The organism is Blastopirellula sp. SH421 (assembly GCF_057808535.1).
On the sequence record NZ_CM173712.1, the window covers coordinates 3,048,139 to 3,070,299 of the forward strand.

34 protein-coding genes are annotated in these 22,161 nt (G+C 54.3%); all 34 read right to left on the reverse strand.

Going from position 1 to position 22,161, the window contains the following annotated elements; translation table 11 throughout:
• Position 1: 1 nt before the first annotated feature.
• The gene (gp17, locus tag SH421x_RS12555) at positions 2 to 424 is read right to left on the reverse strand and encodes a tail completion protein gp17 (protein ID WP_488856013.1); all 423 of its coding nucleotides are present in this window, start codon (positions 422 to 424) and stop codon (positions 2 to 4) included.
• A complete protein-coding gene (locus SH421x_RS12560; RefSeq protein ID WP_488856014.1) occupies positions 414 to 866 on the reverse strand; it encodes an HK97-gp10 family putative phage morphogenesis protein in 453 nt (150 codons plus the stop codon). Before SH421x_RS12560 ends, gp17 begins: the two co-directional genes overlap by 11 nt.
• Positions 859 to 1,185: a phage head closure protein gene (locus SH421x_RS12565; RefSeq protein WP_488856015.1), complete on the reverse strand. Its 327-nt coding sequence runs from the start codon at positions 1,183 to 1,185 to the stop codon at positions 859 to 861. The genes SH421x_RS12560 and SH421x_RS12565 overlap by 8 nt, the downstream gene beginning before the upstream one ends.
• Positions 1,186 to 1,752: a head-tail connector protein gene (locus SH421x_RS12570; RefSeq protein WP_488856016.1), complete on the reverse strand. Its 567-nt coding sequence runs from the start codon at positions 1,750 to 1,752 to the stop codon at positions 1,186 to 1,188.
• Between the two features lie 4 nt (positions 1,753 to 1,756).
• On the reverse strand, positions 1,757 to 2,203 hold the full coding sequence (locus SH421x_RS12575) for a hypothetical protein (RefSeq protein WP_488856017.1): 447 nt from the start codon (positions 2,201 to 2,203) through the stop codon (positions 1,757 to 1,759).
• A gap of 3 nt (positions 2,204 to 2,206) precedes the next feature.
• Entirely contained in the window at positions 2,207 to 2,368 is a 162-nt protein-coding gene (locus SH421x_RS12580) for a hypothetical protein (RefSeq protein WP_488856019.1), read from the reverse strand.
• Between the two features lie 15 nt (positions 2,369 to 2,383).
• Positions 2,384 to 3,721, reverse strand: coding sequence for a phage major capsid protein (locus SH421x_RS12585; protein WP_488856021.1), 1,338 nt, complete (start codon positions 3,719 to 3,721; stop codon positions 2,384 to 2,386).
• Positions 3,722 to 3,894: 173 nt separating this feature from the next.
• Complete coding sequence (locus SH421x_RS12590) at positions 3,895 to 4,842, reverse strand: S49 family peptidase (RefSeq protein WP_488856022.1); 948 nt, start codon at positions 4,840 to 4,842, stop codon at positions 3,895 to 3,897.
• Entirely contained in the window at positions 4,826 to 6,544 is a 1,719-nt protein-coding gene (locus SH421x_RS12595) for a phage portal protein (RefSeq protein WP_488856023.1), read from the reverse strand. The genes SH421x_RS12590 and SH421x_RS12595 overlap by 17 nt, the downstream gene beginning before the upstream one ends.
• The gene (locus SH421x_RS12600; protein ID WP_488856024.1) at positions 6,541 to 8,211 is read right to left on the reverse strand and encodes a terminase large subunit; all 1,671 of its coding nucleotides are present in this window, start codon (positions 8,209 to 8,211) and stop codon (positions 6,541 to 6,543) included. The genes SH421x_RS12595 and SH421x_RS12600 overlap by 4 nt, the downstream gene beginning before the upstream one ends.
• Entirely contained in the window at positions 8,204 to 8,635 is a 432-nt protein-coding gene (locus SH421x_RS12605) for a hypothetical protein (protein WP_488856025.1), read from the reverse strand. The genes SH421x_RS12600 and SH421x_RS12605 overlap by 8 nt, the downstream gene beginning before the upstream one ends.
• 135 nt (positions 8,636 to 8,770) lie before the next feature.
• A complete protein-coding gene (locus SH421x_RS12610; protein ID WP_488856026.1) occupies positions 8,771 to 9,103 on the reverse strand; it encodes an HNH endonuclease in 333 nt (110 codons plus the stop codon).
• A complete protein-coding gene (locus tag SH421x_RS12615) occupies positions 9,093 to 9,278 on the reverse strand; it encodes a hypothetical protein (RefSeq protein ID WP_488856027.1) in 186 nt (61 codons plus the stop codon). The genes SH421x_RS12610 and SH421x_RS12615 overlap by 11 nt, the downstream gene beginning before the upstream one ends.
• The gene (locus tag SH421x_RS12620; protein WP_488856028.1) at positions 9,275 to 9,658 is read right to left on the reverse strand and encodes a hypothetical protein; all 384 of its coding nucleotides are present in this window, start codon (positions 9,656 to 9,658) and stop codon (positions 9,275 to 9,277) included. The genes SH421x_RS12615 and SH421x_RS12620 overlap by 4 nt, the downstream gene beginning before the upstream one ends.
• A complete protein-coding gene (locus tag SH421x_RS12625) occupies positions 9,655 to 9,981 on the reverse strand; it encodes a hypothetical protein (protein ID WP_488856029.1) in 327 nt (108 codons plus the stop codon). The genes SH421x_RS12620 and SH421x_RS12625 overlap by 4 nt, the downstream gene beginning before the upstream one ends.
• A gap of 3 nt (positions 9,982 to 9,984) precedes the next feature.
• On the reverse strand, positions 9,985 to 10,236 hold the full coding sequence (locus SH421x_RS12630) for a hypothetical protein (protein WP_488856031.1): 252 nt from the start codon (positions 10,234 to 10,236) through the stop codon (positions 9,985 to 9,987).
• 7 nt (positions 10,237 to 10,243) lie between these two features.
• Positions 10,244 to 13,021: a hypothetical protein gene (locus tag SH421x_RS12635; RefSeq protein ID WP_488856032.1), complete on the reverse strand. Its 2,778-nt coding sequence runs from the start codon at positions 13,019 to 13,021 to the stop codon at positions 10,244 to 10,246.
• On the reverse strand, positions 13,021 to 13,458 hold the full coding sequence (locus SH421x_RS12640) for a hypothetical protein (protein WP_488856033.1): 438 nt from the start codon (positions 13,456 to 13,458) through the stop codon (positions 13,021 to 13,023). The genes SH421x_RS12635 and SH421x_RS12640 overlap by 1 nt, the downstream gene beginning before the upstream one ends.
• Positions 13,440 to 13,811 (reverse strand): hypothetical protein, encoded by a 372-nt coding sequence (locus SH421x_RS12645; RefSeq protein WP_488856035.1) that lies wholly within the window; start codon positions 13,809 to 13,811, stop codon positions 13,440 to 13,442. The genes SH421x_RS12640 and SH421x_RS12645 overlap by 19 nt, the downstream gene beginning before the upstream one ends.
• Positions 13,808 to 14,029 carry a hypothetical protein gene (locus tag SH421x_RS12650; protein ID WP_488856036.1) on the reverse strand — a complete coding sequence of 74 codons (222 nt, stop codon included), beginning with the start codon at positions 14,027 to 14,029 and terminating at the stop codon, positions 13,808 to 13,810. The genes SH421x_RS12645 and SH421x_RS12650 overlap by 4 nt, the downstream gene beginning before the upstream one ends.
• A gap of 338 nt (positions 14,030 to 14,367) precedes the next feature.
• On the reverse strand, positions 14,368 to 14,568 hold the full coding sequence (locus SH421x_RS12655; RefSeq protein ID WP_488856038.1) for a hypothetical protein: 201 nt from the start codon (positions 14,566 to 14,568) through the stop codon (positions 14,368 to 14,370).
• On the reverse strand, positions 14,569 to 14,928 hold the full coding sequence (locus SH421x_RS12660; protein WP_488856039.1) for a hypothetical protein: 360 nt from the start codon (positions 14,926 to 14,928) through the stop codon (positions 14,569 to 14,571). It abuts the gene before it with no gap.
• On the reverse strand, positions 14,925 to 15,233 hold the full coding sequence (locus tag SH421x_RS12665; RefSeq protein WP_488856040.1) for a hypothetical protein: 309 nt from the start codon (positions 15,231 to 15,233) through the stop codon (positions 14,925 to 14,927). The genes SH421x_RS12660 and SH421x_RS12665 overlap by 4 nt, the downstream gene beginning before the upstream one ends.
• Positions 15,233 to 15,781 (reverse strand): thioredoxin family protein, encoded by a 549-nt coding sequence (locus tag SH421x_RS12670; protein ID WP_488856041.1) that lies wholly within the window; start codon positions 15,779 to 15,781, stop codon positions 15,233 to 15,235. Before SH421x_RS12670 ends, SH421x_RS12665 begins: the two co-directional genes overlap by 1 nt.
• Before the next feature lie 10 nt (positions 15,782 to 15,791).
• Positions 15,792 to 16,388: a hypothetical protein gene (locus SH421x_RS12675; protein ID WP_488856042.1), complete on the reverse strand. Its 597-nt coding sequence runs from the start codon at positions 16,386 to 16,388 to the stop codon at positions 15,792 to 15,794.
• 200 nt (positions 16,389 to 16,588) lie between these two features.
• Entirely contained in the window at positions 16,589 to 17,002 is a 414-nt protein-coding gene (locus SH421x_RS12680) for a hypothetical protein (RefSeq protein WP_488856043.1), read from the reverse strand.
• Positions 16,995 to 17,270: a hypothetical protein gene (locus tag SH421x_RS12685; RefSeq protein ID WP_488856045.1), complete on the reverse strand. Its 276-nt coding sequence runs from the start codon at positions 17,268 to 17,270 to the stop codon at positions 16,995 to 16,997. The genes SH421x_RS12680 and SH421x_RS12685 overlap by 8 nt, the downstream gene beginning before the upstream one ends.
• Positions 17,271 to 17,274: 4 nt before the next feature.
• On the reverse strand, positions 17,275 to 17,658 hold the full coding sequence (locus SH421x_RS12690) for a hypothetical protein (RefSeq protein WP_488856046.1): 384 nt from the start codon (positions 17,656 to 17,658) through the stop codon (positions 17,275 to 17,277).
• Positions 17,659 to 18,148: 490 nt separating this feature from the next.
• Positions 18,149 to 18,457, reverse strand: a complete 309-nt coding sequence (locus tag SH421x_RS12695; protein ID WP_488856047.1) for a hypothetical protein — start codon at positions 18,455 to 18,457, stop codon at positions 18,149 to 18,151.
• A gap of 297 nt (positions 18,458 to 18,754) precedes the next feature.
• On the reverse strand, positions 18,755 to 19,255 hold the full coding sequence (locus SH421x_RS12700) for a RuvC family protein (protein WP_488856049.1): 501 nt from the start codon (positions 19,253 to 19,255) through the stop codon (positions 18,755 to 18,757).
• Entirely contained in the window at positions 19,252 to 19,578 is a 327-nt protein-coding gene (locus SH421x_RS12705; RefSeq protein WP_488856051.1) for a hypothetical protein, read from the reverse strand. The genes SH421x_RS12700 and SH421x_RS12705 overlap by 4 nt, the downstream gene beginning before the upstream one ends.
• 91 nt (positions 19,579 to 19,669) lie before the next feature.
• A complete protein-coding gene (locus tag SH421x_RS12710) occupies positions 19,670 to 19,927 on the reverse strand; it encodes a hypothetical protein (RefSeq protein ID WP_488856053.1) in 258 nt (85 codons plus the stop codon).
• Positions 19,927 to 21,351, reverse strand: a complete 1,425-nt coding sequence (locus SH421x_RS12715) for a replicative DNA helicase (protein WP_488856055.1) — start codon at positions 21,349 to 21,351, stop codon at positions 19,927 to 19,929. Before SH421x_RS12715 ends, SH421x_RS12710 begins: the two co-directional genes overlap by 1 nt.
• Positions 21,332 to 22,159, reverse strand: coding sequence for a hypothetical protein (locus SH421x_RS12720; RefSeq protein WP_488856057.1), 828 nt, complete (start codon positions 22,157 to 22,159; stop codon positions 21,332 to 21,334). The genes SH421x_RS12715 and SH421x_RS12720 overlap by 20 nt, the downstream gene beginning before the upstream one ends.
• Positions 22,160 to 22,161 lie beyond the last annotated feature (2 nt).

The following is a 22,161-nucleotide window of genomic DNA, read 5'->3' on the forward strand; positions in this document are numbered from 1 at the left end:
CCTAGGAAAAAGTAGGTACGTCTTCGACGTAGGCGATATCAAAATCTATACTGACGCGTTTCAGGCCCTGCTCTTCTGCGTCTTGCGGGCCAACTGGGAGGTCGCGAACGCCAACGAGGTGGCACATCTGGACAACTTCACTCCCCATCGCACCGCGGTATCCATCAAGCGATTGGCGAACGGCGTCTTCCAGCGACTTAACGCCGGCCGGTGAAGAGTCGTAGCAATCAAGCTGATAGGTCGATCGCCGCAAGTTTGCCGCAGCTCGCATGTGGTGCTCGGTGGTGCTGCTGATTAGCTGGTAGGTGAGAAATGGCTTGGCGACTCCCTGTGGCGCTGTCTGGCAATAAATCCGCGCGCCGACGAGATTAGTAATCGGGGCCTTGGAATCGAGGTAAGTTTTCAAGCCAGTTTCAAACGCCACTTTTCGCCTTTTGGATTTCTTTTCTCAGTTCTTCTTTCATTACTTCACGAAACTTTGAGCGGGCCTCTTCCTTCGACTGCTGTGATGCGGGCCGGAGGAATGGTCGTGCTGGCATCTTTCGGGTTCCGAATTCAATGAAAGCGCCGTAAAAGGTTTGTCCTTGGTAAAACCCACGAGCGTCTGTTGTGACCTGTACGCCGATATTGTTTCGTTTCCTGCTTCGCTTTAGTGCTCGAACTTTGATCGAGTCGCGAAGATCGCCGGTATCAACAGGTGCCAGTTCCTTTGCTTTGATTTGCACGACTTTCGCAGCAGCTCTCAGCGCTTTTCGAGTCACATTCCCAGCGACTTTCGGCGTAAGCTTCTCCAGCATCCGGTCAAGTTCCGCAACGCCTGTAATAACGAGCCGAACTTTACGCGGGCGTGACTTACCTCTAGTCATCCGCCACTTCTTTGCAAAAAAAGTGCAACTCCCGATTCCGCTCACCAATATTCAAAACCGCTTCGATATTGAAAGTTCGATCACCTTTCACGATCCGCATCTTGGGCGTGATTCCAGGCGTATATCGCCCCTCAATTCGATGACTGACATTGGCTGAAACTCGACTGGCGAACTCTGCCTCTCGACCACTCAAGGGGATGATCGCAACAGGGTAGTTCTGCTTGATCGCCGACCATGTCAGCGTTGCGCCGCCAACCGCATCTCTGCCGTCTGTGGCTTGCTGAATCGTCACGCGATGTCGCAACTTCCCCGCTTGCATTTACCCGTATCCTGGAAACCAAAACGGACCAACCAGCGCCGCAATCGATAACTCGTTCGCATCACGCATCTGCCGATCGCCACCTTCGCGGTCCTCCCAATCGATCCCAAACCGCAGTAACACTGCTTGCTTGAGATCAGCCGGGACTAGCGCCGCTGCGGTCCAACCGCTGACGAATGTGACCGTCACAGCGCCTTGAACACTTTGCGTCGTTGGCCAAATCACGCCATAGGCTGGCGTTATCAGCCCGATATCGGTATCGACTCGGTATTGATCCGCGGCAAGCGTTTGCGTGTCGCCGGCCGTGTCGACATAGGTGATTGACGTCACGCTTTGCCACGGCGGCCGATCGAGATGAAAGCACCCGGGGAAGTAGTCGTACTTCATTCGCCAGGTGCTGGTTAACAATGCACGCCGAGTCACGTTCTCCACATAGGCCGCCGCCGCCTTCGCCTTTTTCAAAGCGTCGGTCTTGTCTGCCTCTTCCAGGAAGCGGGAGTGATCCTGCAAGTCCTGGAAGGTGAACAGATCGAGCGTGGCGGCGGTTGCTTGGAACGCTTGCGGCATGGCTTTAGGCGACGATGTCGGCGGTCAAGCCGTCCTTGGCGAATCGTGGATCTGCGCGAACGTAGGTAATCACCGCTTCGTCGGTTCCGGTGCCCGCTTGGACGTTGGCCGAAACATAGCGAAGCTCCACTCCGGCCGCGTCGCCGATATCAGCGATTTCCGCCGCAGAGCATTCGAGCCAGACTTGATCCATCAAGGCGTTCGGCTCACTGCCAGAATAAGCCTTGATTTCGTAGTCGGTCCCGCTGCCATCCGAGGCCGCGTTGGCGATGATCTTGAAGCCGGTCAGGTTGCCAGTGCCGACAGTGCGAGTGAAGCCGACCATGAAGGACTCGTAGTCCCGCAGGTCAACCCACGCAACGTCGGTCGCTGTGGTGGCGTCGGGGTCAAAGTCGTAATTGCGAACCGCCATATTGCAGCGGAGGTGATTGGTAGCGACAGCAGAGGCCATTGGTTAGCCCTCCTTCTTTGGGGAAGTTTTGGTTTCCAAAACCTTGATGGCTCCGCGCCGTTCCCAGCGCTGTACCTGATCTTCGGGCAAGTCCTGCACGGTTCCTTTCGGAATTAACGTTGCCCATTCGTACTCGGTCGTATCGCGAATGAATTCAACTTTCACGGTCGAAAGCTCCTATTAACGGGCGGCGAGCGCCACGAACGGGGATTGGGTCAAGCTGCTGTTTTTCGGCGTCAACACGGTTTCCCATGCCGGCATCCCAGCAACTTCTTTGTAGAACTTGAACGTCTCTTCACTGTTCTCAAAGCGAACGTGAATCGAGCTTTCTTCCTGGTAGCTCTCATCGCCGCCGACGTAGTATTCCTGCCAGACACCCAGTACGACGTCACCGAGATTGCCGATGGTCTGGCAATGCTCAATGAAGTAAGCCGGGCGGCCGAGGATCGTGTCGGGAACGTCGATGCCATTGCCGGGCGTGAATAGCGGGATATCGGTATTCGTCATCGCACGGTGAGCAGCAGAGACTTGCGGATAGCAGTCCGCGTTGAGCATCCAGACGGCGCGGCTGTACATCCAGCATCGCGACCGCATGTTGACGAGATTCAAGCCGAGAATCGTGTCAGCCGATTGACCGCCTTCGGCCGCGACCGTAACGAGGCAGGGAGAATTCAAAATCCCCATCGGCTTGCCTAGACCAGACCCAGTCATTTTGGCGTCAATGATCTTGCTGTCGAATGCTTCGCCAAAGCTCTGGGAAACGATCGCCGAAAACGCAGGCATCGAGTATTTCAGTAACTTGCGAGTGGCGTAGGTCAGGCCGACAAGCTCGTGCTTCTTGAAGGTCATCTTGTTGAACTCGGTTCGAGTCGCCGCCGGCGCCTGAGTTTCCGCAGTCCAGTAAACGTCGATGCCGCCGGTGACGGTCGAGGAGTGGTTCTTGTCGACTCGATAGGGGATATCGACCGATTCGCCTTCGATCGGAATCGACGTAACCATGCCCTTGGTCGGGTCCATTTCGGCGCCGATCGTCTTGACGTCCCGCATTAATCCTTTGGGAATCAAGAATCCGCCGCGGGGGTCGCTATAAGCTCCATGCTCATCCGAGCCAGCGGCCATCGCCTTCAGGTTGTCGCTCGTAAAGTCGCCAAGCTTGTGCGAGTCTTGGACCTGCTGCAAGAAGTCGGCGTGACTCTTGAACCCCTTTTTCGGGTCGTCAAGGAAGTTTTCGTGGACTTCTCCGATCGCATGCGGCTTGTCATGACCACCGCCTTGGCGAGTCTTCGGCGCCGGCGTGCCGTTGAGTCGCTTACTGCGTTCCGCTTGTTGACGAGCAAGCTTTTCATCTTCAGCCTGCTGCTCTTTGGCGGCCTTGATGTCGGCCTCCAGGGCATCAGCCTGGGATGTTTTCTCTTGGAACTCGGTTCGTTCGTCGTCGGACCAGCCCTCTTTTTGGGCCTTCACCAACTCTTCCAGTCGGGCATTCAGCGCCTTCAACTGCTCCAGCTTTTCTTTCATCGTGCGATCCTCAATAGCGCTGAGGATCTGTTAGCGAAAGACGCGTGCGCGACCCTCAGCTTAGGAAATTGTTTTCCAAAGCCGGTCGCGCAACGGCGCTAACCATAGAAAAGGTTCGAGCAACGGCTCTCCCCTTGAATTAGTTGTTACGTGGTATTCTTATGCAGGTACGACTAATTGTCAATATTAACTCTGCTCTTTTTTCGCCACTCCCAGGCAGCTACCGCATCGGCGTCCTGCTTGGCCATGTCTTCCATTGAGACTTTTGCACCATCACTCCAGGCTGACTGGAGATATTCAGTCATGGCTGCGTCGTTGCTCCGGCCGCGCGAGCTAGGCTGTTCGGCGCCAATCTTGGCAAACAACTGCGCCGTGGTCATTACGCCATCGATCATACCGACCGCCTCGGCTCTGGCTGCCGTAAGCGTGCGACCTTCCCCCCAGCTTTCACCGCCAGAAACGGATTTCGCAACGCTGCGAAACTTCGCCAAGTCGCCTACGAAGTGACTATTGATTTCGTCAACTTCGGATTGCCAGTAGGCTTTCGTATCGGCGCCGAGCGGCTGAAAACGATTGCCCTCCGCTTTGTTGCGTCCAGCACTGATAAATGTCACTTCGCCCCCCTCCATATCCAAAGCCTTGGCAATACTGATGTGCATCATTATCGTGCCAATGCTTCCAACATTGCCGCTCGGCGTGGCGTAAACCTTGTCAGCAGCCGCGCCAAAGTAAAGCGCGGCGGAAGCCATCATCGGGTTCGCGTGAGCAATCATCGGCTTGCTGTCGCGAAGCTCGAATAGCTCGTTGGCCGCCTCTTGCGTACCATAGGCTAGACCACCGGGACTGTCGATATCCAGCACGATCCCGCGAATCCGCTTTTCCTGCTTCGCGGCCCGAATCGCTTCGACAGCTCGGCGGATATTAACGCCGTGCCAGCTATCGAAATAGGTAATCGAACCCTGGACAGGAATAATAGCCACGGCGCCATTCACCCGGGGAACTCGCCCTTTTTGCAGCCGCTCTACCTCGGCGCCGAAAAAACGGTCAATGCCGTGCATCGCAATCATGAGAGGCCCGCAGTTCGATAACTCCTGTAGAATGCTTCTAGTTTGATCCAGCATATTTGGGCTCCTTTAAGCTTTCGGTGGCTTCCGTGATTCTTGCCGCGGTCCAAGATTCAACTTCTTGTGATACCTTGGCTGTGAATGTTTCGACTGGGGTAGTGTCGTAAATTGACTCCAGTCGCTTCTTTGATTCGGCGATAAATAGCGTTGCCGAGGCCGGCGGCAACCCGTTCACGGCTGCAACATGGCCGTAGGGACTTAGCGCCTCGCGCATCACTGACAGGTGATTCCCGTAGAACTTCTCCATCCAGTCAAGGAATTGCGACGGCTCGGCCGCTGCACGCTTAGCCGCGTTCGCCTCCTTGGTCCACATCCGCTTCAATGCGTCCGACAAAACGCTAAGCGCTGCCGCTTGGCGGGACTGTTGGTTGTCGGGCGATGCCTCATTATGAGCAGGGCCATTCGCCGGCGGTGCAGGCTCTGGCTGGGCCGGCTCTTCCCCAATTCGTTCTAGCGTGGTCATATTGACCTGAATCACGTACTTATCGCCATCGGGCCCGATTGGGTTCATGTCTTCAAGGATGCGGATTTCGTTCACGCTCATAGCGCCAATGTTTCTCATCTCGCGATAATAGGCCGTTCTGGCCACCGTATCGCCGCGCAGTAGTCCGTTGGTGTTGTACTTGACCTGATAGCCGTTATCGAGATCGAACTCACTGACGAGTGTTTGCTCCAGTGTTTCCTCCCACAGCCGTAGCCACGGAATCAAGGAGTAAATCACGTACTCAATCGACTGCGTTTCAATATTGCTATAGGTCGAACGCAAGAGGTGCTGGATAAGATGCGGAGGGACACCATACCAGCGGGCAACGTCTTCAATGTTGAACTGCCTAGTTTCCAAAAACTGGGCGTCGTCATTCTTAAGGCCGAATTGCTGAAGCTCCATTGTTCCGTCGAGCACAACAGTTTTTCCGCCATTTTCTGCACCACCATACGCTTCTTGCCACCGTCGACGAAACTCTTTGTATTGGTTTTCGTCTAGCTTCGTACCGTTCATTTTGACGACAGTTTGCGGGCGGCATCCATTACGGAATAAGCTGGCCCCATAATCCTCCGTTGCAATCGCAAAGCCAAGCGTCTTGCGGGCGAACTCCACCACGCCATAACCGCCGATGCCATCCTCTCGCATGTAGGTCGATGGGATGTGCAGAATCTCCCGCGGTTCCGCTTCGTCGTTGCGGTTGTAGAAATAGAACGGCTCTTGCTTCTCCATTGAGACCTTGTATTCGACGGAACCGCTTTCAAGAATCTTGTAAGTGACCCGCGAAGCATGAATCGGATAGATCGCCACGGGCTCGCCGGTCAGTGGGCTGCGACTAATCTCGGCGTAAAAGTTGCCGTAGTTGATCTGCTGCGCCATTCCATATAGGCGAAACATGACGGACGACATGAGTGGATTTGGCCGACGATGCAGAAGCTTGTACGCTGGATGCTGACGCGCATCCTCGTTGCCGCCGTCCTCGCGCGGTCGCTTGAGCGCCAATGGGAGGCACGCCGCGGAAGTTGACAAAAGGCGAGTGCAGGCAAAGGCTGCCGAGTAGGTCATCGCCGATTCTTCATTGACCTTCACGCCTGAGGGAGTCGGAAACCCGAGCCAGCCAATGTTGTACCAGAATGGCGCTGTCGGCCCCGGCCTGCCGCCGCCCCATGAACTTGACAATGACCGAAACGGCGCTGTGATGTTTGACCACACGCTCATAGGATTCCCCCGCCTTCCATGTTGTAAACTGAGATTCCAGCCGGTTCCGTCATCTCTGCCAGATGAAACGCCATTGCAGCTGCAACTGCACCGTCTATCTTATCAGCAGAGTCCTTTTTCGAGAACTTGATGTAGTCCTCGCCGCTTCTTTTATCTGCCGCCGCGTTCTCGTTGCACCAGGTCAAGACTTCGTTGCCGTTGTGGCGGACCAACTCTTTCTCAATCGCGGTCAAATACGCCTTGGTCCCGATCGTCATGCCCTGGAGAGACTGCGAGATTGCCACGCAATCGACGTGCTGCTCTAGATCCTGCACAAACATTTCGGCGTTCCACTTGTCGTAGCCGACTGACTGGATCCGGTAAGCCGCCAAGTCTTCCTTGATATCGCTCATGATTTGCTTATAGCTGACAACCTTGCCGGGCGTCACTGTCAGATCGCCGCTGTTGCGCCACTGGACGTATTGCACCATCTGATTCGCCTCTCGCTCCCGCATCTTTTCCTCGGGGCACCAGAAGCGACTGAGGATGTAGCCGAGTGGGTCGTCGTCAGTGGGAGGGAAGTAAAGAATCCAGGCGGTTAGGTCTTCGACGCTGGCGAGATCGAGTCCGCCAAAACAGGGGCGATTGGCTAGGTCGGGGAAATCTTCGAGATGACACGCTTTCCAGGCGATGATGTTGACGCACTTATCCAGTTGGGCAGTCGGGATATTTAGGCGCCGGCGCAGGAAGTTGTTCATTTTGGCCGGCGAATTTTCGGCCTGCTGCAGCGCATCGCGGAAATCGTCAAGGCTGATCGTGATACCTAGCGACGGATTTGCCTTCTTCCATTGCTCGGGGTCACGCCGCATTTCTTCGTTTGTGATGCAAGCCGGATCCGCTTGGGCGAGATAGACGAAAAAAGAATCGTCGTAGATGGTTCCTTCGAGAATCCGTCGCGAATAATCGTATTGTTCCCACCAAATCAACTTGCGGTCTTCAACGCCTACCGTCGAAATCGAAAGGACCATGCCGTCAGGTGATGCCGCAATCGAGTGGTCGAAGCGATCAAACACGGCGCGTGTTTTGTGTTCGTGGATTTCGTCAATGATGGCAAGTTGGGCAATCAGACCGTCTAGGCCATGCGCGCCCATTTCGCCGGCAACCACCTTAAAAGAGCTGTGCTTCTTGGGGTACTTGATGACGTAGTGTGATTCGTTGATCTTGAAAAACTTCTTCAGTCGCGACTCGCGCGTGATGGCGGCCGTCTGGTCGTATAGGGTCTTCGCTTGCTCACGACTGTAGGCGGTCGCGTACAGGTGCGAATTCGGCGGCGACTCGTAGAGAAACCCGTTGACCAGTCCAGCGATCGTCGTTGTCTTGCCATTCTTCTTTCCCGTCCAGATAGCTCCCTTGCGAAAGCGTCGACTGCCGTTGCCACGCTTCCAGCCGAATAGCGGAATTACAACCTCATTGCGCTGCCAGTCCATTAGCTCAAACGGTGATCCGTCAGGCTTCGAGAGCCCTTTTTCATAGAGATTAACCCAGCGATTCGCCGCGGTCATGTCGATGCGGCAACCATTCAGCATCGCGCGTTCGTCCGCCTCTTGGCCTGGGCCTTGGCGAATGTACTGCGCCCACCCTTCCCGCTGGGCGTCAATGTAAATCTGGGCTAACGCGTGCTTAACCATTCAGGCTTTCTTCGAATGAATCTTCCTCGTCTCCACCTGGGCCGAATTTGATCTTCGCACGATCCGCCGGCGTCATCCCGAATCGACCAAGCATTTGGCTTACTTGCTTCCAAGCGCCTATCGCCATCGCCGCCCCCTGTAAATCGTCAGGGTTCGCCTCGGCGTAGTCCATGAGCTTCAACCAACGGCCGTAAAACTTTACGAGGCCATAGAGTGCGAGTGAATCCATCTCCGCAATCGCGGCCGGCGGCAAGTTATTGCACGCCAGATTCCATGCCCACCGCTCGTTGTCGGTTAGCTTGAAAGGCGGCGTAGGTAGCCCAGAATCAACCGCGTCATCGAGACGACCGGAATGCCGATCAGCGCGAAACGTGCCGTCCTCGTGGTGCTCTGCCGTCGTTTTTGGTGGCCTGCCGCGTGTCATGATGCCTAGCTCCTATGACCCCCCTATCGAATTTCGCCAAAAAACGTGCGCGCTTAACACGCGGTGCAAGGCCGCACCCCTCCGATGATTCGACCCACCCCTCCCCCCACTGGATTGGTTCGCATGTCAACCATCTCAACCTGAGACAGTTCGCATATCAACCATCGTCTTCCTCGAATGACAAGCCATGCATAAGCATTGCAAGTTCTCAAGCTCATCACTTCCGCCCTTCTCTCTATCAATCACATGGTCAGCATGGAACGACTTACCCGCTGGTTTTCCACATGCTCGACAGATGTACTTGTCTCGCTGCCCACACGCCGCCCTCAGTGATCGCCATTGCTTCGAGTGATAGAACTTCGCTGCATCTTGGTTACGCTCTGTCGTGTCGTATCGCTTCACGCATCGGGGACACTTTGCCTCACTGTGTGCATAGCCGCATTGTGGGCAGGCTCGCTTACGGGTCACCTGAAACGCCTTCCATTACGCGGATCTCGTCAATTGGAATGGCTCCATCTTTAATGCGGCCTGCAATGTAGGTAACACATGCCTCATCGGTTGATATGTTCAAGGTGACCTTTAGAGGTCCATCATCTTCACGGTAGATTGGCATTCCAAAGAGTTCGCCGACTTGCTTAATCATGAACTCAAATCCCCTTCAACATTGACCCGATACTTCAGCTTCGATTTGTTGCCGCTCACAGGCGTAAACGTGATGACGACATTGTACGTTCCCGGGTTAGGAAACAGGCTATCAGGCGCGTCCCAGATAAAGTTGTAGCCACCGGCATCAGTGACGTAGTCCCATCGCGCATCATTGGTGACGAGTGAATCCAGCACCACATCGGCAACTGTCAATGGAGTAGCTTCTGTTGTCTGTTCGCCATCCTTATGTACCGTGTAAGAGATCGACAAAACATCCGCCTGTTGAAACGGAAGGCCGTCATTGTTCGCATTTGCGCGGCCCAATGCCCAAAAACCACAGTCCTCATTAGTCGTCACATCAATTAGTCCCACGCTCATTTACATGCTCCTTGGGCGGCGACAAAGCCGGGTTTAAATTCCTGCGTTTCTTCCGCTTTTGGCTGATACGCTTGAGCGGCTTCGATGGCTGGAACGTAAGCCTGTGCAGCTATGAAACCAGCTTGAAAAACCTGCTCTGATTCAATCCCGCACATAAACTGAACCCCAGCATCTTGACCAGCGAAATACTGTTGATTGGCAACAAAGCAAAACGGGCCTTTCTCAACATCAATAACAGCCAACGGTCCACGAAACACCCGCGGCGCAAAAACCCGCCCACCAAACAGCCGCGATCTAAACAGTCGTTTCGTGGAAGTGACCAACGCTTAGCCTTCCTGTGGCGGATTCTTCAACAATTCCAGCTTGGCCTCAGCCTCAGCAATCGCCTTTTCATCCGCTTCGACCTGTGCCGACATCTGCGCCGTGCGCTCTTTGACGCGAGCCACCGCCGCCATGTAGGTCAACTCAGCAACCGCCGCTTCTTCGGGCAGGTTGGCCAACTGCTGCTTGCGAATCGAAACCTGCAACTTGGCGTTTCGGATGCTCATTTCCGCTTGCAAAATCTGTGAAGTGCTCATTGTTTTCCTAGATAGATAGGGTGATTGAAGTTCTGTTTCCAAGTTCATCAGCATTCGAGATAACGCGAGTCGTCGCGCCATCTCCACCAGCTTTATAGACCTCGATATCTGTATTTGCTCCGCTGCTTTCACCAGCCAAGATGGCCAACATGATTTGCAGCGACTGCATAGCGTCAATGTCGGTATCGCCCGATTCGATCAGAGTTGACCAAACTTCGCCTGCGTTCTCGGCTGCGGTGGGCAGAGTGGCAATCTGTGAATCAAGGTTAGCGGCCGAAACACCGAGTGCTGCGCGAACACCTGCTTCATCGAGCGTGCTAAATCCGATTGCAGTCGGCCAATTGATATCGCCATGAGCAATAATCGCTGCTTGTGCAGAAGTGACATCACTGGTCAGCGCAATCCCGCTAACATCAGCCGTTTCCCAATTCGCCCCCTCAGCCAAGATTGCATCGCGTGCATCGGTCACATTCGTAGCAGTCGCCAGTCCAGTCAGCACAGCCGTTGACCACTCACCATCGCCATGCGACTGAAGAGCAGCAAACGCCGCATCCTGTTCAGCCTTAGTCGGCCCATCGTAATCAACCAGCGCGATATCAACCTGAGCGTTCACCTGAGCAGCAGACAGGTTCTCGAGATCACCAATCGCCGACAACACCGAATTAATGTCCGTCGTCAACTCCGCTCTCGTCGGGGAATCATAGTTCGTCAGCGCAGTGGCCAAATCAGTCGTCGACACGTCGTTCAGCGCATCAACGCTCGATTGACTAGCCCGGCTAGCAATATCGTCCGCGATCGTAACCACAGGTGTACCAATGGCCGCAATAATCGCATCCTGTTTAGCCTCAGTCGCATCCCCGCCACCACCACTTCCAGTCGGAGCTTCTTCGAGTGCGTTGGCGCTGAATCGGTAAACAGTGCTGTCAAGTTCCAGCGTGTCATCAAGTTTGGCCAGAATAACCGCATTGGCGTCAACCACCAGGTCAACCGCGTCAACCTTGGCTTCGATCGAATCGGCAGTTGCCTCTAGCGCCACAGCACCGGCTGAAAGATTATCGAGGTAGCCAGCGCGAGGGTCAGTCAGTCGCGAAAGCAAGGCAGTCACCCCGCTTGTATCGCTGCCATCGTAGTCATTTAGCGCGGCAATATCTGCAATGATCGCGTCTTTATCACTGGTAGCCTCGGTTCGCGTCGGTGGATCATACGCAGTCAAAGCAGCAGCGGCAGCCGTCTGAACCTCGGTAGAATCGAGATCATTCAGGGCAGCGAAAGCGGCATCCATCTCTGTTTTGGTGGGTGCGTCGTAAGTGGCAAGCTCGCCCGCAACGTCACTAGCGGACAGGTCGTTAAGTCCGTCGACGCTGGCTTGGCTCGCTCGTGTGCTGGTCGCTACATCGATTCTGGCAAGCTCGGTCGCCAACTCAACACGGACCTCGTCGGCAATCGCGGAGGCGCTGGGATTACTCGTTGGGATCGCACCCACTGCGGTCGAAACTGCGTCAATCTGATCGCTTAGGGTTTCTCCCGTGTCTCCATCAGCGCCAGTCGCCAGTCGAGAGCTAATGGCAGCATCGATATATCCCAACTCGGTTGCAATGTCTGACTGCAACTGTGTCGAGTTTTCGGTAGCGGTTGGCAATGCAGCTAGTTGCGTGTCGAGATCCGCAGAAGCTAGGCCAACCGCCGTTCGCACATTCGCTTGACTCAAATCGTTGAGTGCATCGAGCGTCGTTTTCGTCCCACTGATCGAATAGCCAGTCTTGTCGTTATTGGTCGCTACAATCACTTGATCGGTTGACCAGTCGAAATAGTCAGCGGTTGGCTTGGTCCGTGCGTTGAATTCAGAGACCGTTGGAATGTCACCAATCAATGCCGGGATAGTCGCATCGACCGCCGCAAAGATCGACGACGAAAGCGATTCAGTCGAGTAAACGCTAACCGCAACTGGCACGATGTAATCACGCATTCCTTGCTGAGAATCATCAATGCTTGAATAAGCGCCCGCTCCAGAGCCATAGTCCTGGTTGATTTCGTCCAGTTCCGTCGTGAGCCAAGTCGTTTCCAGGCTGTCGTCCTTGCGGCACATTAGTTGGACGTATTTGAGTAGCTTGGTGGCCTTGGCTAGGCTCGTCAGTGCTCCGCTATCGGGCAGGTTGTCAATGACCGCTTTGATTGCGTCTACTACTGTATCGATCGCGGATAATAGGCCTGGAATTGTCGTGCCAGTATCGGTCAGGATGTCATTGGCGGTGCTTTGCAGCGTGCTCACCGCCGAAGAAGTCGCTAATCCGTCCTGGATCTCCGTTACCGCGTTGGAAGCAATGGCATTGTTGTCAATCGCGCCAGTGGCGAACTTAGAAGAGGTGATTGCCCCAGATGCAAACTTGGCAGCCGTGAAAGCCGCATCTTGAATCGTCGCCGGTCGTATCGCGTTATCTACCAAGTTGGCGGCTACGTCATTTTCGATATGGTCGAAAACGATCGTGTTGAAATCATCGGTATCGGCCGGGATATCTGCTAGGGTCGGCGCCGCTTTGTCGTAAAAAGCGACGTGCCAAAAACCGCGCTCGCCCACTATATCGGGCAGATCAACACTCGCGTAAAACTTGCCTGACGCTGTACCTAGCTCAGTCATTGCCTTGGTGTAATCCGCGATGTCCGCATCAACGAACGTAACGAGTGCTGGTGTGCCTGTGACGTCGAGCACTTCACCTGTGGGTCCGTAGCAGATTAGCGAGCAATCACCACCTGGAGTTCCGTTGAAGTAAAAAGGCGTAGCTGCCATTATCCAACCCTCTCGATAGTGAATACGGCCTGTAGATTCGCCGCCGCAACTGTACTCCCAGAGCCAGCCGCAGTAGACAACCAGGCCTCTACGTAATCGCTGGTATCCAAATACACGACATCTTGAGACGACACATCCACGGCAGTTGAAACGCGAGACTTTGAGCCATCGATTTCCGTTCCGTTGACTGCAAACGAAAGGTCAACACGGTTTGCGATGTTCGTCAGTGCGGACGCATAAACACGGTAATATCCCGGCTTCAAAGCAACGAACCGATTATTGGTCGTGTCTGCTGTTATCCCTACCGCTATGTTGGCGGTGTCAAATTGCATGACAACATCTTCGCCGCCCAAGTTTGTTTGTGCGGCTGTATTTGTCATCCGACCAACGATTACTGGCTTTACGCTTCCGCCCGGCATTAGTTGCTCAACTCCCATCGAAACTCAACCGGCAAAACTTCCCGCTCTGAAACCTCTGGATCAAACCCCGTCCAGCTCTCCCACACTCGCCCAGCCGATACCTCTCGAAACACATCCACATCACGAAACCGAGTCACGAAGTAATCTCGTCTCCAATCACGCTGCGGTAGTTGTGATGTCGCTTTGATTAGTCGCCACGCCCGAACGTTGAACCGTGCATCTCGTTGCGACCAGTCGTAAAAGATCGCTTGCGTGAATACGTGACGACCTTCGGCGTCGTGTAGGTGGTTGATCTCGATTAGGTCAACGCGGTCGATTGTTGCGTGGTCTATGGGGCAGGCGCAAAGTAAAAGCAAGGCAATCAACATCATCGCTCCCTCCATTCCCATTGCGATTCCGCCCATTCTTCCATCGTCATCGGGCCGCCTTTGCCGTCTTCGAGTGCGCGAATCCACTCCTTCATGTAGTTGCTATTGCGGATCGAAATTCGCAACGCGTCCGCCATTAGTCCGAGTTCGCTATGCAGTCGCCAGCACCATAGAGCTAGTCCCATAACGCAGGCGGCTAGGATTAGGAGGGTTGCGAGCATTTCCGAATGACCTCCGCTGCCTTCTGGTTGTTTCTTCTCGATCCAGCAACGCCTTGCAGGTTACGCACCGCCTCTTTTGCATTACTCACATTGTCAAGGGTTCTGCGGCATGAGTGAGCAGTTCTCGATTCGGTCTCTCGTTCTCTTAGCAGCAATCGTTGAATCGCATCGACCTTGACCCACATGAAAAAGCACCAAATGCCCATCGCGAAAAAAGGCATGGCGACCAGCACGGAAACTATTGCAACTCGCATTTCTGGGCTCATAGTCTCACCTGCAAGTCTGACACGATCGAACCATATTGCGTGACATCACAAAACCAACCTTGTCAATCATGGTCATTGCGACTTCTCTTCTAATGCCCGAACACGCCGATCAAGCTTGATGATCTCTTGCATGGTTGTGAATTCAAACTCGGTTAGCGGTTCGATCTCAACATGTTCTTCCGCTGTGTCGACAGTCGGCGTTGAATCGTTTCTGCACGCCAACCCCAGGCATAATGCAGTGATGCAAATGCCCGCAAAAATCATCTCTTTCATTTATTCATCCTGCTTAAAGTTGTGACAGCGTGCCTCCCCAGCCTTGCAAACCGTCCGCATCTCATCCGCAACGCGCGTCGTCGCTGTCGTGTTGGCATTAATCGCCTCGATAAACGAGTAGAAGGCTTTCAGTCCCTCCTTGAGTGCGACATAACCAAAGCGAATCAGCAACGCGCACAGCCCACAGCATGTAAAAAAGATCACGGCGAAAATCACAAGCGAAGGGACGCTATCGGCTAGCTTGATCCAGACGTCGTTGGATAGTCCACCGGCCTGAGAGATCAGCGCAACGAGTCGTGATGTCGCAACAGCGCCGACGCCAGAAGCCCAGATGAGTGACCACCAAAACAAGTCGTTCATTCCCCAGCCCCTTGCACTTCCGCCGAAAACCAATAATCAACTAGGATCTCGACAATGACTTTGACGAGCGCCCATGCAAGCAGTTGCCAGATAAAGCCGAACTCGTTACGCACGAACCGCTTGACCGATAGGTTGTTGAGCAGCTTTTCACGCGCGGCGTTGCGGTCAGTTTCCCGCATTGGGAATCGATCAATCAACACGTTGGTCAGCTTGTTACGTAACGGCCGATCAGCGACCGATGACCAGCGGACCTTGCGGTCTACTATCGCGGCGGCGTTGCGGTCGAAGATGTCGAGTCGGTTCACTACCCACACCCTCCCGGCCCACAAGCACTTCGCCCGCGAAACCAGCCCGACCGCTGCGAGCGATAGACCGGCGTGCTTGGTGATCGCATGGCGGGCTGAGCAGCAGGAAGCGAAACGCCCTTGGACGCCGCATAGGCTCTGATCTCACCAACGCCCACATGCCGCTCGACTTCTTTGCCGTCGTATAAAACAAGCAAGACAGGCAGCGTGTTGCCCGGTTTAAACGCGCGGACTAGGTCACTGCGCTGGTCATAGTCGTCGAGGTAAACACTCATCCCGCTTGCTTGTAGTTGTTTCGCGATCGCGTGCGCCTCTGGGCAGTAAGTGCACCAGGTGGCGCCGAAGTATTGCAGACGCTCGCCTTCCCAGCCGGTCGACACTGGCGTGACCTTGCACCCACCACACGGGCAATTCGGGTCGCACTTGCCGGCGCTGCAGTCGATGCAGATGCAGGCTGGGGCGGTGGCGGATTCGACTTCACTCGGCGCCGGCTTCATGAGCCATAGACCGGAGAGAGCGCAGATGATAACGGAAATGAGATTTCGCATTTTGGTTTCCTTATGAGGCCATAGCCACGCGCGGAGCAATCGCGTCATCTGGAGTGGCTTTTGATTCTGAGAGAATTCCATAACCGTTTTCGCCCCATCGAGTACCCCAACTATTGGCGATGCGGACCCCGTAAGAATTGGATCCAGTCTTAACCGGATCCATTGCGGTGACTTCGTGTCCCCACCAATTCAGACCAATCGCCACTGGGATACGCAGGAAAAGGCAGGTCATGAGCAGGTCGAAGTTTCGCGGACGAATATCCCACCACTCTGTTACGCGGTATTTTTTGCGTTCGGCTTTGACTTCGGCGGTATCGAGAGAGCGGGAAATCTTGGCGTCTGGCCACATGCTAGAAGGGGCAATCCCATGTTCGGCCAACCATCGCAGGCCCTCAGTTCCCCATCCGCCTACATTGCGATAGCCCTTAATGATGGCGCCACAGCTCGCCGGCGACAGGCTGACGTACTTTTGTCCCTGAACTTCCCGAATGACCTGGGCACACCAAACCGGCGCGTTGATCCAGCAATAAGAAGTTCCGTTTTGGTCCTTTACCGGAATCTTGGCGTCTTGCATCAAATCAGACAGGCGGTCGCGATTCGTCTCCATCTCTTCAATTCGATCAGACCACTCACTGCGTGGAATCAGTGTTGGTGAGAACGGCTCGGCAAAGGCGCCGAATGGATCCGCAGACCAGTCTCGGCCCGAGTAGCCAGTGCTCAAGCCCTTCGGTGGCGTGACGTATCGATGCGCATTGGAGTCATCAATAAGCGGGCAGCGCTTCGAGATTTTCGATATGAATGCCACGGCTAGCCCCCTTTGTATTTATCGAGCAACGTAAGCATGGCAGCCGAATCCTTCGACAAAGGGCCCTCGTAGCCGCCATGCTTGTTACTGATGATGAGCCACGGCAATGACTCGCGCGGTAACTTCATCGCCTCTGCCCATCGCGGCTCTTCGTTGGACAGGTCCACATCGGGATCAAAGAATCGGAAGCTGTTGCCATCGAGCGTGTTCGCCTTGAGCCATGCCCGAACCTTGGCGTCGGTTATAATCGCAACCTGCTCTTTCGACATGCTGGCCAAATCGCCCGTCTCGTAGACAGCGAGAACCTCCACGCCGTTGCCGGTCATTGGCGGATCCCCAATCAGCGAACCACCCGCCAGCCCGTACAGATACAGGCCAATCAGCAGGATCAACGCCGTGTCGATGAGCTTATTCAACAGGCTTCTCCACGCCGTAGAAAAGGTGCTGACCGCATTCGTTCAGATGCTCAACGCAGGCCGGCTTAACCTTGCTGGCGTAGAGTAGGACCGCGTCAAAGTTGTCTTGGGCGGTTCGACGATCGGGAGAGGCGGATGTTTTGCTGGGCCACTTCAGGCCAGAGAACAATTCCCCTAGCTTTTCTGGGCCGATGAAGCGAATGGCCAGCAAGACGGCAATGCCAATGGCGATACCGTTTTGTGCCGTGATGTAAGAAAAGATATCCATTGACCTACTCCGTTTTGGTCGCTTGGTCGATGGCGGCAGAAACGAGAGCGGGAATCACAAACGTCATAATCCCCGACTCAATCGGAACCTCGAAAGTTTCGGGGATTCTCGGGATATCGATCGGCACAATGAACTTGCGAAAGAGTGTCTTTGCGTCCTCGATCAAGTGCTCTTTGTTGGCCGCTGGATCTTGCATGTCGTTGATGGCGGCGCGAACTACCGACACGGCTTTGACTGCAATTTCGCCCTGTTCCCAGTAGCTAATCACCCCATCCAATCGAGCATCCACAATGGTCGTGACCATCGCGTCAATCGCATCGACGATACAGGCTTCGTTGATATTGACCGCTTTGAAATCAGAGGCGTTGAGATTTAGCATTGACGGCATCGGCATGCTCCACGGAAAAGAATAGCCGCAATGCCGCGCACACTGGCCTTAGCGTTCAGCCAAGAGCCATTTCGGAGCCGCGAACCATCACTCGGCCATTAGGTTGGGTTAGCGCTATATAACCTACGACCTGCCGACAAACATAGTGCGCACGGTCATTTCTTTAGCCCGCACCCAACGCACGGCAGCACCACTTTCGCGCCACACTGCTTGCACCGCTCAAAGACCTGGGGCGATTGCTGATGGTAATGCACGCCATCGCGGATACTAGCCGCCGTCTGCCATCCGATATCAAATTCCTTCGTGACAGACCGAACCGACGCACCTTGTTGAAACCGTGACCAGACTTCCGCAACGATTTCTTTCGATAGCTTCCTGCCGCGCATGCTTGCTCCAATGCGTAAGAATTCGCTAAGATACCGGAGCACTCGGCAGTGCAGATTCCATCACCCTGGACGTTTCGACCCGTCCAGGGCTTTTTTATGCGCGGTTACGGAAAAAACTTAATCACCGCTTCACTAAGTTCGTCAACACGAGCTTTCAACCGCTCAATCTCGGCATCCTTGGCGTTAATAGCCGATTCTTGCGCGTAAACTTTGGAGGCCAGTTTCCTTACGTGTTTTGTGCTTTCGACAAGCAGTGCGTCTTGCTCTTGAACTGTCTTTTCCGCAGCCTTCAACGCCTCGTGCATGGCGGTGACGTCGGGATATATCTCACGCGCCAATGCCCCGCTTTTCGTGCAGATACTTTTCGCTTCTCTTACTTTCTCCACCACCGCCGCAAATCGATCATTATCCATCTCACATTCTCCGGTCATTAGGTTGACTGTGTACATTTATTCTCATTTGGATTCTTCGGCATTGGGCGCCAATGAGTGATTGAGGTCTGGTCATCGATTACACAGGAGTTCTGGTATCGCCAATAAGTACCGTCAAAATACCCTTCTCTACACCTGCCGGATTTCCTGGCAAAAATCACGTCTATGTTAGTTTTCGGCTCTCCGACTTTGGCTACTTCGCGCCAACCTTTGATACTCATGACGCCACCCTTTCGCCCTTCTTTTTTCTCGGTTTCTTCACGCCCTTCGCGATCTCAATCACCTGGCGACCGCTTTTCGCTGGGCTTCACAGGTCGGCGCATCGATTCCAACGACGCACATCCCTAAGCGAAGCAGCCCATAAGCGTCAACTTCATCGTTGGTCGGGAAATCAACGCCCCACCGCTTAAAGGTTTCGAGCCGCATCGTGTCCTTCTGGCTGCTACCCTTTCCGGTCACAAACTGCTTGAGCGTCGACGGCGGAACCTCGTAGATGTGCTCGCAGCCGGCGCTGATTAGTCTATCGTAAAGGTGGCCACGAAACTCAGCCGCCGATGAATCAAATCGGCCGAAACTGTAGCCCTCTACGAATACATGTTTACGGTGATGGACTCTTATCTCCGCCATGATGTCGTCTACGAGGTTTCGGCTGCGTATTGTTCGATCTATCGGCAGAGATCCAACTGAATCGCTGGTTCGCTTCATCACGCGGATGTCGTCAACCGTGTCGGCCATTGCGATTCCGGTGCTGGCTAGGCTTAGGTCTAGTCCGATTATCATTTAATATCCTCCCGAAGGCGCTGCTTCAATTCCGATGATTCTAAAATGAACTGCTCTGCTTTTTCGATTGCCTCTTTGCTGTCCTCGGTGGTGAATTCAGCGTAAGTAGGGCGCACGGCTTCGATAAACTCGCGCTGATCTCTGATTGCGTATCCAAGGGCATCATGGATCAGCTTTCGATCTGCTTTGGTTAGTCGGGTTGTCATTTCGCCTCCAGTGCAACTAAACTCGATTTGACTTTTTCCCGCAATGAAGAAGCCCTGTGAAGCTTCCTCCACATCGATTTCAGGGCCTCTTTTTCGACCGCAATTAGTCCATTGCACAACTCGTCAACCTGCTTCATTTGACTGGTAATCATCGCTTCGATTGCTTCGTGGACAAGTTCACGCTCAGCCCTGCTTAGTCGGAGCGTTTTCATTTCGCCTCCAGTGCTGCGATGCCGGCGGGGGTGATGGAAATTTCAGACTCTCGCCAGCCGACCAGAGAATAGAACACTAGCTTCTTATTGATCAGTGGACGGAGCGATCCATAGTTGACCTTCTCCCGGTTGTGGTCTGGCAGCCAGAACACGTATTGATCCGATCCACTAGAACGAATTGACGGAAGCTTGGTTATTTTCAAGCCATCCCGCATCCGTTCCAAAATCGCCCGCTGTTTCTCGGTTAGTGTCATTAGAATCCATCTCCACTTCGATTATTGAAGCTATCAAAACCTCCGCATCGCTCTTCAAATTCAACGTCCGCTTGCTCGCCAAAGCGGCAATGTTGTTTGAAAAACCAAAGCGGCACATCAAACCCCTTTGGTCCACTTCGGTTTTTGGCGACTGTCAGGTTGATTTGCTCAGAGACTTTAGTGGTCGAGACTTGTGACGATTTGCCAGACAGAAAATCTAAGTCGCCAGAAGATTCGCCATCCTGTGGCCAGAGGAACATAACGACGTTTGCGTCTTGCTCGATGTCGCCGGCCTCGCGCAAATGACGTAGGCTCGGCCGCTGTCCATCGGCGTCTCGGTTAAGCTGAGAAAGAACTAGGACGGGAACTCCAAGCTCTTGGGCAATCTGCTTTAATGCACGGCTAATTCGCCCAACCTGGACTTGTCGCGATTGCTTGTGGTCATCGGGCTCAATCAGTTGCAGGTAATCAATCACGACAAGCGACAGGCTTTGTTGACGGTGTAGCGCGCGGACCTTAGCCGCAATCTCGACCGCCTTCATGCTCGCCGTATCGTCGATAAAAAGCTGGCAATCCTGGGCTTTGATAAACGCTTCCGAGATTCCACGGCGGTCGTCCGCATTCAGCTTTCCGAATCGCCGGCTGTCTACTCTCCCAATCTGCGATAATGTTCGCTCGCAAAGTTCATCAACCGTCATCTCCATCGAGAAAAACGCAACCGCTTTGCATTCGTCGACCGCCGCATGGATAGCCACCTGCAGCGCAAACGCGCTCTTGCCGATGCCGGGACGCGCACCCATCACAATCAACTGGCCTTTTCCTAATCCGCCAAGCCGGTTGTCGATTGTGCCGAATCCTGTCGACTGCCCATCACGCACCAGATAACCGCTCTGCATCACGAGGTTCGCAACGCCTTCCAGTCGGTCGCCAATCTTGACCGCCTGACTTCGCACTCCAGAGCCGAGCGCATTCGCTGTCAATTGGTTCGCCCTGGCGTCAAGTTCTGCAATTGCCAGTGTGCCATCGTAGGCCCCTCTCGCAATCTCTGATGCGGCACTGACCCATGCACGCCTCCTTGCCGCCTCCTTTACTTTGGACGCGTAGAACGGCCAGTGAGAGGCGTTAGGGACGGCGCTGAAAGTCTTGGCTAGGAAAGCGGCACCGCCAATCGCTTCGTAGGCCCCTTTCGCCTTGAGTTCGCCGGTCGTTGTCACGACATCGATTTTTCCGCCGCGGTCACGAATGCTTGTCATCGCCGCGAACAGTTCGCGATAGCCGTGCTCAAGGAAGTCGCCGGCCTGAATCTGCATCACGACGTCGTCGATAATTCGCGGATCAAGGATCAAAGCTCCGACCAGCGATTGCTCTTCCTCGGTCGCTGACGGTGGCGGTAGTTCGGAATGATTAGTTTTGTGGGTTATCATAAAGCTCGCTCACGATGCCGAAGGGTATTTTTTCTAAAACGCTTTCGAGGTAGCCGCTAAACTCGTCGGTGATTTGCTTGCGGACGTAAGGGCCGCGATCCTTGAGCGTCGACTTGGGATCGCTCACAGTTCGGCAGTGATCCGATACCGCCTGCTTGAGATTCGCGTTGAGCGTGCAGGCGATCGCGATTCGCCGCCACCACCGTTCAGACTCAGGGACTCTCAGGACGCGGACCAGCCCTTCATGGATTCGCCGCACCTCGGGGCGGTCGATGTCCTTGGCGTAACCGAAGTCTGGGGCTGGGGGGGAGTGAGCTTTTTTAGGCTTGGCCTGTTTCGCGGCCTCGGGGCGATCATTCGTCGAATCCGCTTCCGCTCCCGTTAGGTTAGATCCCTTCCTTTCCGGGGTCGATTGCTCGTCGAGCGTTCGACGATCGTTCGTCGAATGATCGTCGATTGAGATTTGGTTGCTCTTGTTTAGCGGTCCCGGGAATTTGTAATTCGGCTTGTCAATACGCTGGTGTTTATCCCATCCTGTGACGTATACAAACTCTTGCCCATCAACAGAATACGGCGTTACCAAGCCATGCTCTACGAGTTGATCGACCATGCTTGAAACATCCGAAGTTTTGATGTCATCATCGCCTGGGAAAACTTGGGCCTTGAGAGTCTTTGCACGACCAGATGCCACCCCTCCGTCGTCGCAGAAGTTCCAGATGCCGATGAACAGCAATCGGGCATCTCGTGAGCAATCCATGATTTGCTCACTGGTCCAGAACTCTGGTTTGATGGTTCTTATGCGCGCCATTT